This window comes from Amycolatopsis sp. CB00013 (assembly GCF_001905755.1).
GTDB classification, from domain to species: domain Bacteria; phylum Actinomycetota; class Actinomycetes; order Mycobacteriales; family Pseudonocardiaceae; genus Amycolatopsis; species Amycolatopsis japonica.
In genome coordinates this window covers 1,182,103-1,195,504 of record NZ_LIWC01000001.1, presented here as the reverse complement: position 1 = coordinate 1,195,504, position 13,402 = coordinate 1,182,103, and the positions used below count along the sequence as shown (strand labels likewise).

General features: G+C 68.5%; 14 protein-coding genes. 8 read left to right on the top strand and 6 right to left on the bottom strand.

Going from position 1 to position 13,402, the window contains the following annotated elements; genetic code table 11:
- Positions 1–112: 112 nt before the first annotated feature.
- Positions 113–1,345: an acetyl-CoA hydrolase/transferase family protein gene (locus tag AMK34_RS05295; protein ID WP_038513198.1), complete on the top strand. Its 1,233-nt coding sequence runs from the start codon at positions 113–115 to the stop codon at positions 1,343–1,345.
- 604 nt (positions 1,346–1,949) lie between these two features.
- On the opposite strand, the gene AMK34_RS05290 is transcribed toward AMK34_RS05295, so the two are convergent.
- The 3 genes from AMK34_RS05290 to AMK34_RS05280 form a co-directional block, all read right to left on the bottom strand.
- Entirely contained in the window at positions 1,950–2,684 is a 735-nt protein-coding gene (locus AMK34_RS05290; protein WP_241832688.1) for a hypothetical protein, read from the bottom strand.
- 119 nt (positions 2,685–2,803) lie between these two features.
- Positions 2,804–3,157, bottom strand: a complete 354-nt coding sequence (locus tag AMK34_RS05285; protein WP_073843323.1) for a hypothetical protein — start codon at positions 3,155–3,157, stop codon at positions 2,804–2,806.
- Positions 3,157–4,266, bottom strand: a complete 1,110-nt coding sequence (locus AMK34_RS05280) for a serine hydrolase domain-containing protein (RefSeq protein ID WP_073843321.1) — start codon at positions 4,264–4,266, stop codon at positions 3,157–3,159. The genes AMK34_RS05285 and AMK34_RS05280 overlap by 1 nt, the downstream gene beginning before the upstream one ends.
- Positions 4,267–4,475: 209 nt before the next feature.
- Between AMK34_RS05280 and AMK34_RS05275 the strand changes: the two genes are divergently transcribed.
- From AMK34_RS05275 to AMK34_RS05260, 4 genes are read left to right on the top strand one after another with little or no spacing between them, the layout of a single operon-like run.
- Entirely contained in the window at positions 4,476–5,798 is a 1,323-nt protein-coding gene (locus tag AMK34_RS05275; RefSeq protein ID WP_037338283.1) for a M20/M25/M40 family metallo-hydrolase, read from the top strand.
- Entirely contained in the window at positions 5,798–6,676 is an 879-nt protein-coding gene (locus tag AMK34_RS05270) for an alpha/beta fold hydrolase (protein ID WP_073843319.1), read from the top strand. Before AMK34_RS05275 ends, AMK34_RS05270 begins: the two co-directional genes overlap by 1 nt.
- A 40-nt stretch (positions 6,677–6,716) precedes the next feature.
- The gene (locus tag AMK34_RS05265; protein WP_007029600.1) at positions 6,717–7,313 is read left to right on the top strand and encodes a winged helix-turn-helix domain-containing protein; all 597 of its coding nucleotides are present in this window, start codon (positions 6,717–6,719) and stop codon (positions 7,311–7,313) included.
- The gene (locus tag AMK34_RS05260; RefSeq protein WP_038513206.1) at positions 7,314–8,060 is read left to right on the top strand and encodes an SRPBCC family protein; all 747 of its coding nucleotides are present in this window, start codon (positions 7,314–7,316) and stop codon (positions 8,058–8,060) included.
- A 169-nt stretch (positions 8,061–8,229) separates the two neighbouring features.
- On the opposite strand, the gene AMK34_RS05255 is transcribed toward AMK34_RS05260, so the two are convergent.
- The 3 genes from AMK34_RS05255 to AMK34_RS05245 form a co-directional block, all read right to left on the bottom strand.
- Positions 8,230–8,451 (bottom strand): DUF5703 family protein, encoded by a 222-nt coding sequence (locus tag AMK34_RS05255; protein ID WP_016334446.1) that lies wholly within the window; start codon positions 8,449–8,451, stop codon positions 8,230–8,232.
- Positions 8,448–9,461 (bottom strand): YncE family protein, encoded by a 1,014-nt coding sequence (locus tag AMK34_RS05250; RefSeq protein ID WP_073843317.1) that lies wholly within the window; start codon positions 9,459–9,461, stop codon positions 8,448–8,450. The genes AMK34_RS05255 and AMK34_RS05250 overlap by 4 nt, the downstream gene beginning before the upstream one ends.
- A gap of 113 nt (positions 9,462–9,574) precedes the next feature.
- Positions 9,575–10,540 (bottom strand): aldo/keto reductase, encoded by a 966-nt coding sequence (locus tag AMK34_RS05245; RefSeq protein WP_038513211.1) that lies wholly within the window; start codon positions 10,538–10,540, stop codon positions 9,575–9,577.
- Positions 10,541–10,676: 136 nt separating this feature from the next.
- On the opposite strand from AMK34_RS05245, the gene AMK34_RS05240 reads away from it, so the two are divergent.
- The 3 genes from AMK34_RS05240 (at position 10,677) to AMK34_RS05230 (ending at position 13,381) form a co-directional block, all read left to right on the top strand.
- Positions 10,677–11,723 (top strand): LLM class F420-dependent oxidoreductase, encoded by a 1,047-nt coding sequence (locus AMK34_RS05240; protein WP_073843315.1) that lies wholly within the window; start codon positions 10,677–10,679, stop codon positions 11,721–11,723.
- The gene (locus AMK34_RS05235) at positions 11,723–12,562 is read left to right on the top strand and encodes an undecaprenyl-diphosphate phosphatase (protein WP_073843313.1); all 840 of its coding nucleotides are present in this window, start codon (positions 11,723–11,725) and stop codon (positions 12,560–12,562) included. The genes AMK34_RS05240 and AMK34_RS05235 overlap by 1 nt, the downstream gene beginning before the upstream one ends.
- A gap of 108 nt (positions 12,563–12,670) precedes the next feature.
- On the top strand, positions 12,671–13,381 hold the full coding sequence (locus AMK34_RS05230) for a histidine phosphatase family protein (RefSeq protein ID WP_038523332.1): 711 nt from the start codon (positions 12,671–12,673) through the stop codon (positions 13,379–13,381).
- The last annotated feature ends 21 nt before the right edge of the window (positions 13,382–13,402 follow it).

Genomic DNA, 13,402 nt, shown 5'->3' with positions numbered 1-13,402 from the left:
CCCATGCGCGGGCACCGGTCCCGGTCGCACCATGGTCGGGCGGGGCCGGCGCGGGCCGGTTTCTGGGGGTCCGGCCCGCGCCGGCGAGGGGCTCCTCGGGCATGATCGGCTCATGCGCGTCTTGTCGGAGAGCCAGCTCGGTTCCGTTCTCGCGGGCGTGCCCGCCTCGCGGCCGCGAGTGGTGGTGAGCGGGAACTTCGCCACGCCGATGCGGGCGCTGAAGGTGCTGGACGCGGCACTGGCGGAGTACCGCTTGTTCGCGTTGAACGCGCAGGCCGGCATGCCGGACCGTGAGGGTGTCCTGCTGGAAACGCCGTTCGTGGGCGCGGGTATGCGCGGCCGCCCCGGGCTGCGGTACTTCCCGTCCCGGCTTTCGCTGGTGCCACAGCTGCTCAAGCACTCGCTGCCGCCGGACGTCGTCCTGCTGCACACCTCGGCCCCGGTGGACGGCGTGGTGTCGCTGGGCACGGAGGTGAACATCCTGCCGGCCGCCATCGAGGCGGTGCGGGCCCGCGGCGGCCTGGTCATCGCGCAGCTCAACCCCGAGATGCCGTTCACCTATGGCGACGGCCTCGTGCCGGTCGACGAGATCGACTACGGCATCGAGGTGGTGGAACCGCTGCTGTCGCCGGTCCCGCGGCCGGTGGGGGACACGGCGCGGACCATCGGTGAGCGGGTGGCCGGGTTGGTCGAGGACGGCGCGACCCTGCAACTGGGCATCGGCGGGATCCCCGACGCGACCCTGGCGGCGGTGACCGGACGGCGCGGGCTCGCGATCTGGTCGGAGATGTTCAGCGACGGCGTGCTCGCGCTCGATCGAGCGGGGGCCCTCGATCCGGCGGAACCGGTGACGGCGTCGTTCGTGTTCGGCAGTGCGGACCTGTACCGCTGGCTCGACCGCAATCCGCGGATCCGTTTGCTGCGTACGGAAAAGACGAACGATCCCGCCGTGATCGCCCGCCAGCGAGGTCTGGTCTCGGTGAACAGCGCCCTCGAAGTCGACCTGTACGCACAGGCCAACGCGAGCCGGGTGAGAGGGGCGATCTACTCGGGGTTCGGCGGGCAGACCGACTTCGTGGTCGGGGCGTTGCATTCACCCGGTGGCCGGGCGATCATCGCGCTGCCGTCGTGGCATCCGAAGGCCGACGTTTCGACGGTCGTGCCCCGGCTGACCGGTCCGGTGACGTCGTTCCAGCACAGTTTCGTGGTCAGTGAGCACGGTGTCGCGACCATCTGGGGCAACGACGCGAGCGAGCAGGCGCGGCAGATCGTCGACCAGGTCGCGCATCCCTCGGCTCGGGAAGAACTCATCGCGCGGGGCAGGGACCTGGGATTCGCGCTTTAGCGGTATTTCTTTCGGCTCGAAAAACCGGAACCCGGTAAAGGGACACGAATGTGTCCCTTTACCGGGTCGCAAACACGAGGGGCCGACCCGCGCCAACAGATTGGCCCCCGTCAATCCCTGTGCTTAGAGCGTCAGACCAGCCATCCGAGCACGTGGGCCAGGTGCGCGAGCAGACCCGAAATGAGGTCGTGACCGTGGTGCACGTGCTGGGTGAACATCTGCATTGAGGGGCTCCTTGTTCGGATTTCGTGTTCGGTTGTGCTCTCGCGAGGAGCGATCGAAGATTTTCACCACGTTGGCGACCTGTCAAAAAACGATTTCCCGGGCGTTCGGCGGGTCGTGAATCTTCCTACGATAAACATGTAAGTCTTTCGTGTTTTAGGCCAGGGGTGGGTTTCGCGGGCGCTGACACCGTGTGTAGCGGGGTTGCGGTGCGCCGATGTGGACGCCGAGCCTCCGCTACGGCAAGTGGGCGGCGGGGTGACACGAACCGGTGATCCACATGCCACGAATGGTGAGTCGGCGAGAATCACCGGTACGGGTGACGGACCCAGGGGGAATCTGGGCGGGGTGGCCGATCTCGCGTGATTGGAGGCGTAACTCGTCACGGATGGATGGGCGCGCCCCAGTCGTAGAGCTCCAAGGGAATGGCCTTGACCGCTCGGGCCTTGGAATCGAGGTAGCGGCACGAGATGCCGGGCATGTAGATCCACTCGCCGACGACTGACGACCCGGATGGCCGTCGCCGGGTGGAGTCGAATCCGAAGCGCACGTGCTCGGGCATGTCACAGGCCGTGTATTCGGTGCTGTTCTGATAGCGCAGCACCGACTCGACCTGGTCGCGGATGATCGGCCCGGCGGTGAGGTCCGCCTTGTAGGAGACGGTTCCTTGTTCGGTGCGGCCGTTGGTCAGCCCGGTGCCCTGGAACTTGATGTCGCGCAGCACGTAGTCGTAACCCTCACCGAGATAGGTGACCGTGCAGGTCGCCGTGGTGGTGCGGCCGGGGTCGAACGCGGGGCAGGACGAGCGCGCCGCGGGGTCGAGGCGATGCGCGAATCTGGTCACTTTTTGCAGTGCTTCCCAGGCGATCCGCTCCCGCAGCGGTGCGGAGTCCGCGGGCTTGGGTGGCAACTTGCTCATATCCGGCTCGGGGTACTTCGCCGGGACCGCGCCTTGACGCAGGGACGAAAGATCGACCGTCGGCGTCGTACTCGTGGGTGCGGTGGTCGCCGGAGCCGACGATGGAGTGCTGGGCGGGGGAGTCGTGGGAGTACTGCAGGCCGCCGCGAACAGGAGCAATACCGCCCCCGCCGAGCGCCCGAGGACGGTGCCTTTCACGCCGGGTCATCTCCGATCTCGCTGATTCGATGACCAGTTCCCCCGGTCCCTTCGGGAAGAAAACTAGCGGCGAAGCAGCCGGGTCATGAGCGTAAAAATGCCGTTCCCGGTGAATTCGTTCATCGGCGTCGGTGATCGCGCCAGCGTGCGCCGGTTTTGTCGGTGGCCTTCAGCAGTTCGTCGGGGTGTGGTGTGTCCGGCCAGATTTGGATCAGGTGATGTTCGATCGGGTCGTTCGGTCCGCGGTCTTCACCGGCGTCGCGGTGGCGTACTGAGTCCCGTACTCGAAAGTCGCCGTCCGGAGCCGGTGGCAGCTCGACCGCGACGAAACCCGGCGCCGTGGCGAGCAATCCCGTGGTGTCGGGGGTGGGGAAGGCTCCGGCGATGTGCAGAGGGCTTCGCGGGTCGTCGCGGTGCCCGAGGGAGAAAACGTTGTCCTCGATGAAAATCGTGCCCGTGGACCGGTGGAGCATCAGCAGAAGACCTCGGTGAGCAGCTTGACGAACGCCGGGTTCGGATCGCCTCCGGTCGGCGCGCTCGTGGCCGAAAGCTCCAGCCGCTTCCGGGTGTCCGGGGTGGTCAGCAGCTGCGAGGAATAGCCGGGGATACCGCCGCCGTGGCCCCACACCCGGGTACCGCACGGCAGGGTCTGCACCTGCAGGCCGAGACCGTATTCGGGGCTGACCGTCGTGGTCTTGGTGATCTCCTGCTGTTGTGCGGGTTTGAGCAGCCTGCCGCTCGCCAGGGCCACGCCGAAGGTGTCCAGATCACGGGTCGTCGAGATGATCTCGCCCGCGGCCCACGCGACCGAAGGGTTGAGGCGGGTGATGTCGGTCGGCTTGCCCGCCACGGACACGTAGCCGTGGGCGTGCGGGCCGCTGATGTCGACGTCGTCGCCGGGAACCTCGGTGTCGTGGAGGCGCAACGGCGTCAAAATCCGTTGCTCGACCGCCTTTTCGTACGGCCTGCCGGTCAATCGTTCCACCAGCAGACCCGCGACCACGTAGTTGGTGTTGGAGTAGCTCCACCGGGTTCCGGGCTCGAAGTCGAGCGGCTTGCCGGTCGAGATCTTGAGCAGTTCCTGCGGTGTCCAGTGCTTGTAGCGGATCTTCTCGAACTCGGCTGGGTCGAGCGGCAACGCGTCGGTGTAGTTGTAGAGGCCGCTCGTGTGCTGCAGGACCTGGCGCACGGTGATGCGGCCGTCGATCAGGCCGGGCAGGTAGCGGACGACCGGCACGTCCAGGTCGAGCTTGCCCTCGCCGGCGAGTTGCAGCAGCACCGTCGATACGAACGTCTTGGTGATGCTGCCGACGCGGAACCGGCCGTTCTCCGGGACCGGCCGGTTCGAACCCAGTTCCGCCTTGCCGGAGCGCGCGGTGAAACGCTGGTGACCATCGGTCACCCTGGCCTGCGCGCCGAGCGCTCCTCCAGTCGTGGTGAGCTGGTCCAGCGCCGTCTGCACGACCTTGCGATCGGCGTCGGCGTCGGCCAGCGCGGTGCCCGTGGTGGCGATCAGACCGGCCGCGGTGAGCGCGGCGACGAGCCGGATTCTCAGCGAAGCCCGCGAGAGTTTTCTTTGCATGATGCGAAAATCCCCCTTAGAAGCCCGAAGGCTCTCCCCGAACGACGTGAGCCGACGCTAGCGGCCGGCGTTCGCCACCCGCAGTACCTGAAATCACAACCACTCGAAGAGAGCAGATGGCCGGGGCACGCGGGGGAGTGGGCCGTCACACGACGTCCACCACGCGGTGGCAACGGGTCGGCGGGCTCCACCAATGGTAGGAATGCCTGGTGACCGAACCGAATTTGATCGAAGCAGCAGCCGAAGAGGCAGTCACCCTCACCAGTGAACTGATCCGCATCGACACCACCAACACCGGTGACCCCGACACGCTGGTCGGTGAACGCGCCGCGGCCGAGTACGTCGCCGAGAAGCTCACCGACGCGGGCTACGAGATCACCTATGTCGAGTCCGGCGGCAAGGACCGCCACAACGTGATCGTCCGGCTGCCGGGCGCCGACCCCTCGCGCGGCGCGCTCCTGATCCACGGTCACCTCGACGCCGTCCCCGCCGACGCCTCGGAGTGGTCGGTGCACCCGTTCTCCGGCGCGATCCAGGACGACTACGTCTGGGGCCGCGGCGCGGTCGACATGAAGGACATGTGCGGGATGGCGCTCGCGCTGGCCCGTCACTACAAGATCAACGGCATCGTCCCGCCGCGTGACCTCGTCTTCGCGTTCCTGGCCGACGAAGAAGCAGGCGGAAAGTACGGCGCGCAGTGGCTGGTCGAGAACCGGCCGGAGCTGTTCGAGGGCGTCACCGAGGCGATCAGCGAGGTCGGCGGCTTCTCGATCACGCTGAAGGACAACGTCCGCGCGTACCTCATCGAGACGGCCGAAAAGGGCATCCGCTGGATGAAGCTGCGCGTGCGCGGCACAGCCGGTCACGGCTCGATGATCCACCGCGACAACGCCGTCACCAAGCTGTCCGAGGCCGTCGCCAGGCTCGGCAACCACCGTTTCCCCCTGGTCATGACCGACTCCGTCCGCGAGTTCCTGGACGGCGTCACCGAGATCACCGGTTGGGACTTCCCCGAGGACGACATCGAGGGTTCCGTCGCGAAACTCGGCAACATCTCCCGGATGATCGGCGCGACCCTGCGTGACACGGCGAACCCGACGATGCTCACGGCGGGCTACAAGTCGAACGTCATCCCCTCGGTCGCGGAGGCTTCGGTCGACTGCCGGATCCTTCCCGGCCGTCTCGAGGCGTTCAACGCCGAGCTGGAGGAGATCCTCGGTCCGGACATCGAGAAGGAGTGGATGGAGCTGCCGCCGGTCGAGACGACCTTCGACGGTGCCCTGGTCGACGCCATGACCAACGCGGTCCTCGCCGAGGACCCTGGCGCCCGCACGCTCCCGTACATGCTCTCCGGCGGCACCGACGCGAAGTCCTTCCAGTCGCTCGGGATCCGCAACTTCGGGTTCGCCCCGCTGCAGCTGCCCGCGGACCTCGATTTCTCGGCGCTGTTCCACGGAGTCGACGAGCGCGTCCCGGTCGACGCGCTGAAGTTCGGCGTGCGCGTGCTCGACCGCTTCCTCCGTTCGGCCTGATGCCCGGTCTGCTGGCCGCCGACGGGACACCCCTGCATTTCGAACGCTGGGGTGATCCGTCGGCGCCGGTGACCGTCGTCCTCCTCCACGGGTACGCCCTCGACAGGCGAAGCTGGCGCGCCATCGCGCCGGTGCTGGCGGAAGCCGCGGAGAAGCCGGTCGCGGTGCTCGCCTACGACCAGCGCGGGCACGGCGAATCGGGCGAGGTCCGGGCCGCGTCGGCGACGATGGGACACCTCGCCGACGATCTGGCCGAGGTGCTGGAGAAGGTGATCCCCGACGGCAAGGTCGTCCTGGTCGGCCACGACATGGGCGGGCTCGCGATCCTGTCGCTCGCCCAGCGCCACCCGGACGTCTTCGCGGCGCGAGTGGCGGGAATCGGGTTGCTCGCCATGTCGGCGGGCGGTGTCACGCCGGACGCGATCTGGCCGAACGCGCTCGGGAAACTCGGCCGCGACCTGGAGATGGTCTTCGGGACCAAACTCATCGGCCTGGTGCGTGAGCACACGAGCAAGGCGGTGACCGCCGGGCTGCGGTGGTGGCTCTTCGGGGACGACCCGGTGCCCGCCGACGTCGAACTGACGGTGCGGATGATCCGCGGCAACTGGCCGCAGACGGTATCGGCGTTTCGACCAGCGCTGGACGCCTACACGCGGGAATCCGCGTTGTCGCAGGTCGGCGCGGTGCCGGTGATCGCGATCGTGGGGGAGCGCGACAAGCTCGTGCCGACGGCGGACGTCGAGGAGCTGGCCGGTGCGGTGCAGAACGGCACGTCCGTGGTGCTCCCCGGGGTCGGGCACGTCGTCCCGCTCGAGGCGGCCCCGCAGGTGGTGCCCCGCTTGCTGGCACTCGCGAACCGGGCGCACCGACAAGACTGACCTTCTTGACAAAAACTCTTTTCGGTGACACCTTCTTGGCATGTTCTCCGTTGCGGTGATCGAGGACGCGGAAGCGGCCGAAGTGTCGCTGGATCCGGTCCGGGCCAGGCTGCTCGCCGAACTCGCCGAGCCGGCGTCGGCCACGATGCTGGCCGCGCGGGTGGACCTGCCGAGACAGAAGGTGAACTACCACCTTCGCGCACTGGAGAAGCACGGGCTGGTCGAGCTCGTCGAGGAGCGGCGGAAGGGCAACGTCACCGAGCGCATGATGCGCGCGACGGCGTCCTCGTACGTCATCTCACCGACGGCGCTCTCGGCCGTGCAGCCCGATCCGGCGCAGTCACCGGACCGGCTGTCCGCACGCTGGCTGCTCGCGGTGGCCGGAAGGCTCGTGCGCGACGTCGGCTTGCTGATCACCGGTGCGACCAAGGCGCGCAAGCGGGTCGCGACCTTCGCGATCGACGGCGAGGTGCGGTTCTCCTCTGCTGCGGACCGGGCCGCGTTCGCCGAAGAGCTCACCGTCGCGATCACGAATCTGGTGAGCAAATACCACGACGAGGGCGCCGAACAGGGCCGCGATCACCGGATCGTCGTCGCCGTCCATCCGAGTGTCAGAACCGAGCCCGAGGAGCGCTGAGTGGGCCACGAATTCGAGATCACCGACCGCCTCGAGGTCGACGCGACGCCCGAACAGGTCTGGGACGCCATCGCGACCGGACCGGGGATCACGTCGTGGTTCATGGGCCGCAACGAGGTCGATGGCGGCGTCGGCGGAACCGTGAAGACCGCGTTCGGCGGCTACGAACCCACGTCGGCGATCACGTCGTGGGACCCGCTGGAGCGGCTCGTCTACGGCACGGAACCCGCGCCGGACGGACGGTTCGTCGCGTACGAGTTCCTCATCGAGGGCCGCTCCGGCGGCAGCACCGTGCTGCGGACCGTGACGAGCGGCTTCCTGCCCGGCGACGACTGGGAAGACGAGTTCGAGGCGATGACCGCGGGTGGCGAGCTGTTCCTCCGCACCCTCGTCGAATACCTCAACCGGTTCGCGGGCCGGAAGGCCGTGCCGGTGACGGTGTTCGGGCCGATGATCGGGGACTGGGACAGCGCGTGGCTGAAGCTGGGCCGGGAACTCGGCCTCGCGGGGCGGCCGGAAACGGGGGACCGGGTACGGCTTTCCACCGACTCGGTGTCCACTGTGGAGGGCGAGGTCTATCTCGCGAACGCGCAGACGGTCGGCATCCGGACCTCGGACGCTTTCCTGCGCTTCGTGCGCGGGTTCGCCGGGCCGATGGTCGCGATGCATCACCTGTTCGGCGATGTCGATCCTGTGGAACAGGACGGGATCTGGGCCGGCTGGCTGGGCCGGGTCTTCAAGAGCTGAAGGGGCCTTTCGCCGCATCTCGTGCGGTGAAGGACGCTTTCGTCGCGCGTGCCAAGTACGTGAAGGCCCCCTTCACTGCGCTAGACGCAATGAAGGGGGCCTTCACGTACTACAGCGACCACCCGACGGCACGGAGCCGGTCGGGAGGGCCCACAACATCGGCTGCTTCTCAGGTGATGAGGCCGGGCAGCGGCGTAGCGGTGCGCTTCCGGCGCAACCACACCCTCCGGGTCCCGTCCGAGTAGAGCCGGACGGTCGAAAGCTCCCAGCCGGCGAACTCGGCGTGGATCGACAGCTGCGTCGCCGCCGCCCGCCGGGAAACACCAGGAGGCAGCTGCAGCCGCCGGTACTCCCAATCCCCTTCGACCACCGCCTCGTCCACCACTGTCATGGCGTGATCACCTGGATCCCTTCTCCGATGGCCGAGCCGACGACCACACGGCCGCCCTGCTCGTCGACGGTGACCGAATCTGGCTGCCGCACGGTGGGGAACCGGTGCTTCTCGATCGGCTCTCCACCGCGGACGTCGAAACCGACGACCTCGTTGCGTTCGGTGAGCGTGACCCAGGCGAGGCCGCGCGTGCGGTCGTAGGCGATGCCGTACGCCCCGCCGGGCACGGGATAGCGCTGGCGCAACAGCAGCGGCGTCGTGGAGAACGCCAGCAGAGCGCCCGCGCGCGCGTCGGTGACGAAGACGCGGCCGAGATCGTCGGTGACGGCGTTAGCCGCGCCGTCGCCGGCGCGCAGGCCCTCGCCGATCTTGCCCTCGGCGAGGTCGACGGCGAACAGGGCGGTGCGGAGCTTGTCGAGCACGACCACGCCGTCACCGGTGTTCAGCACGTCGTCGGCGCTGTAGATCTGGCCGGTGATGGTCCTCGGTCCCGCGTTCTTCGACAGCACCTCGACGGCCTTGCGGTCCCGGACGGACACCAGCGTCGCGTCGCCGTCGACAAGGCCGGCCGACGGCTGCCCCGCGACCGGGACCGTCTCCAGCGTGCCACCGGGCAGGGAGACCTTTGCCAGGAGACTCTTGCCGGGAACGCTGGCGAGCACTTGGGAGCCCGAGACCGTCAGGCGCTCGGCAGGACCGGGCAGGGCCACTGTCGTCTTCGGGGTGTCCAAGGCGGCGAGATCGTAGATACGCAGCGACGGCGGCTCCGAAACGGCGACGACCAGCGACTTGCTCGCCTCGTCGGTCACCAGGGCCCGCACCCCCGGCACCGCGAACACCGAACCGGCGGGTTTGACGGTCACGGCGGGAGAGACCGCCGCCGTCGCCGCGACGGGGTTCTGCACGATCTGCAAGGAGTCGTTCGGCGTGTCGTCCGTACTGCAGGACGAGAGCACCAGGACACCGGCGAGCGGGATCGCGATCCGGGAAACGGCGGACAGCCGACCCACCTTGGTGCCTCCACCTGCTATTCGTCGAACGGACTTGTCCAGCATCCTCCTGGAACTCCACCACGTCACGTCAGCGTCACCCAACAGTCACCTAATCCAGTATTCGAGACGGCTCAGAGGCCGCGTTCCGGGTACCCGACCTCGATCGCGCTGACGTCGTCGAGCGCCGAGCGGATGGCGGGCGGGAGCGTGATGTCCTCGGCGGTGAGCGAGCCGGTCAGCTGACCGGTGTCACGGGCTCCGACCACGGGCGCGACCACTCCGGGCCGGTCGCGGACCCAGGCCAGCGCGACCGCCAGCGGCGAGGTGCCGAGGCCGTCGGCGGCCGTCGCGACCGCCTGCACGATCCTGGCCGCGCGATCGGTCCGGTGATGTTCGACATAGCCCGCGAAAACGCTCGAAGCGCCGCGCGAATCGGCGGGCGTCCCGCTGCGGTACTTGCCGGTGAGCACGCCCCGGCCGAGCGGCGCCCACGGCAGGAGCCCGATGCCGTGATGCTCGGCCGCGGGGACGACCTCGCGATCGACCCCGCGCTCCAGCAGCGAGTACTCGACCTGCGTCGAGACGAGCGGGGCGACGGCCGAACTGCGGGCCGCGGCGGTCGCCAACTGCCAACCCGAGTAGTTGGAGACGCCGACGTAGCGGGCCTTTCCGCTGGTCACGGCGTATTCGAGGGCCGCGAGTGTCTCGTCGACCGGCACGGTGGTGTCCCAGGCGTGCAGTTGCCACAGGTCGATGTGGTCGGTGCCGAGCCGTCGCAGCGAGCCTTCGAGCGCGCTCAGCAGGGCACCGCGCGAGGCTCCGCCGCCGAACGGGCCGTCGGTGCGGCGGGCGACGGCCTTGGTGGCGAGCACGATGTCGTCGCGGGGGACCAGGTCGCCGAGCAGCGCGCCCAGGACGCGTTCGCTCTCACCCTCGCCGTAGATGTCGGCGGTGTCGACCAGGGTGCCCCCGGCATCGACGAACGCGACCAGCTGGCTGGCCGCCTCCTCCGAGTCGGTGTCGCCACCCCACGTCATGGTCCCGAGGGCCATCCGCGAGACCCGAAGTCCCGACCGGCCGAGCTGTCGCTTTTCCACGACGGGCGAGCCTAGCCGGAAGGCAAGTGCGGGTCGCGGAGCAGGTGAGCGTGTCGTGATCGAGTACCACCGTGCGGGTCATCGGCTGTCAACACCCTGAACGGACGAGTGACACTCCGATGGATACATTCACGCCGTGCGACTCGGACTGAACTTGGGCTATTGGGGCGCGGGGAACGACGCGGCCAACCTGGCATTGGCGAAGAAGGCGGACGAACTGGACTACGCGGTCGTCTGGGCCGCGGAGGCCTACGGTTCGGACGCGCCGACGGTGCTCTCGTGGGTGGCGGCGCAGACCTCACGGATCGACGTGGGCAGCGCGGTGTTGCAGATCCCCGCGCGGACACCGGCGATGACCGCGATGACCGCCGCGACCCTGGACACGCTTTCCGGCGGCCGGTTCCGCCTCGGCCTCGGTGTTTCCGGTCCGCAGGTCTCCGAAGGCTGGCACGGCGTGAAGTTCGCGTCGCCGCTCGGCCGCACTCGCGAATACGTCGAGATCGTCCGCAAGGCGCTCAGCCGCGAGCGGGTCCGGTACGACGGCGACCACTTCCAGCTGCCGCTGCCCGGCGGGCCCGGCAAGGCGCTGACCCTGACCGTGCACCCTGTGCGCGAAGAGATCCCCGTGTACCTGGCCGCCATCGGCCCGAAGAACCTCGAACTGACCGGTGAGATCGCGAACGGCTGGCTGCCGGTCTTCTACTCGCCCGAGCACGCCGGTGAGCAGCTGAAGCTGATCCAGGCCGGGGCGGACAAGGCCGGGCGCTCCCTCGACGGCTTCGACGTCGTCCCCACCGTCCCGCTCGTGGTCGGTGACGACTGGAAGGCCTGCGCCGACGCGGTCCGCGGGTACGCGGCGCTGTACATCGGCGGGATGGGCAGCCGGGAGAAGAACTTCTACAACCAGCTCGCCTGCCGGATGGGTTTCGAGCGCGAAGCGGCCGACGTCCAGCAGAAGTACCTGGGCAGGGACTACGAGGGTGCCATGGCGGCCGTCCCGCTGGAGTTCATCGACGCGACGTCGCTGCTGGGGCCCAAGGAGCGCATCGCGGAGCGGATGCAGGCCTTCGCGGAGTCCGGTGTCACGACGCTGACCGTCGCGCCCGCCATGCCGGATCCCGAGGGCTCCGCACACGCCCTCCAGGTCGCCGCCGAAGCCGTCGAATCGGCCGGTGTCGCCTGATGGGATGGTTCGAAGCACTGGTCCTCGGGCTCGTCCAGGGCCTCACGGAGTTCCTGCCGATCTCGTCCAGCGCGCATCTGCGGATCACCGCGGCGCTCGCCGGCTGGGACGACCCGGGCGCCGCGTTCACCGCGGTGACCCAGATCGGTACCGAACTCGCGGTCATCCTGTACTTCTCGTCGAAGATCGGGAAGATCCTCCGCGCCTGGTTCTTCTCGATCTACAAGAAGGACTGGCGTCAGGATCCCGACGCCTGGCTGGGCTGGCTGATCATCGTCGGCTCGCTGCCGATCGTGGTGCTGGGCCTGCTGCTGCAGGACGCCATCGACGAAACCTTCCGTGACCTGCGGATCACCGCGACCACGCTGATCGTGTTCGGCCTGATCCTCCTGGTGGCCGACCGCATCGGGAAGCAGGAGCGCACCCTCGACCACCTGACGGTGCCGCACGGTCTCGGCTTCGGGTTCGCGCAGGCGCTGGCGCTGATCCCGGGTGTCTCGCGCTCCGGTGGCACCACGAGCGCCGGGCTCCTGCTCGGCTACACCCGCGCCGAGGCGGCTGAATACTCCTTCCTGCTGGCGCTGCCGGCGGTGTTCGGCTCGGGGCTGTACAAGCTGACCGACATCGGCAAGGACGGCGCCCCGGCGCAGTGGGGGCCGACGATCCTGGCGACGCTGGTCGCGTTCGGGGTCGGGTACGCGGTCATCGCGTGGCTGATGTCGTACATCAAGACCAAGAGCTTCGTGCCGTTCGTGATCTACCGGCTCGTGCTCGGCGCGCTGCTGTTCGTCCTGATCTTCACCGGCGTCCTGGACCCCCAAGAGGGCCCGCACCTGTAACCCCCCCGCGCATTTAGTCCTCTGGATGCGGTCCTTGCACGCGCAAGTACCGCATCCAGAGGACGAAACGCGGGAAGGGGGCAAAGCACGACACGTAGGGTGGGCCACGTGAGTACTGTGATCCTTCTGCGCCACGGCAAGTCCACGGCGAACGGTTCGGGTGTCCTGGCCGGGCGCACGCCCAAGGTCGGCCTGGACGACACCGGCCGGGCGCAGGCGGCCGCGCTCGTCGAGCGCCTGGCGCCGGTCCCGCTCGCCGAGCTGGTGGTCTCGCCGATGCTCCGGTGCCGCCAGACGGTGGCGAAGCTGGCCGAGGCACGCGGTCTGGACAAGGTCAAAGAGCCCGGTTTGTCCGAAGTGGACTACGGCGAATGGACCGGGCGCGCGCTCAAGGATCTGGTCAAGGAACCCCTCTGGCGGGTCGTGCAGGCGCATCCGTCGGCCGCGGTCTTCCCCGGCGGCGAAGGGCTGGCCGAGATGCAGGCGCGGTCGGTCGCGGCCGTCCGCGCGCACGATGCCCGGATCACCGAGAAGTACGGCGAAAACGCGGTATGGCTCTTATGCAGCCATGGCGATGTGATCAAGGCGATCCTCGCCGACGCGCTCGGCCAGCATCTCGATTCCTTCCAACGGATCGTGGTAGACCCGGCGTCGGTTTCGGTCGTCCGGTACACCGAGACTCGTCCGTTCGTGTTGCGCGTCAACGACAACGGCGGCGACCTCGCCGGTATCGCCCCACCGCCGCCCAAGGCGAAGACCAAGCGTGGCAAGGGAAAACAGAGCTCCGACGCGGTGGTGGGCGGTACCACCGGAGCGTGACCACTCCCGTCCGCGGTGTCA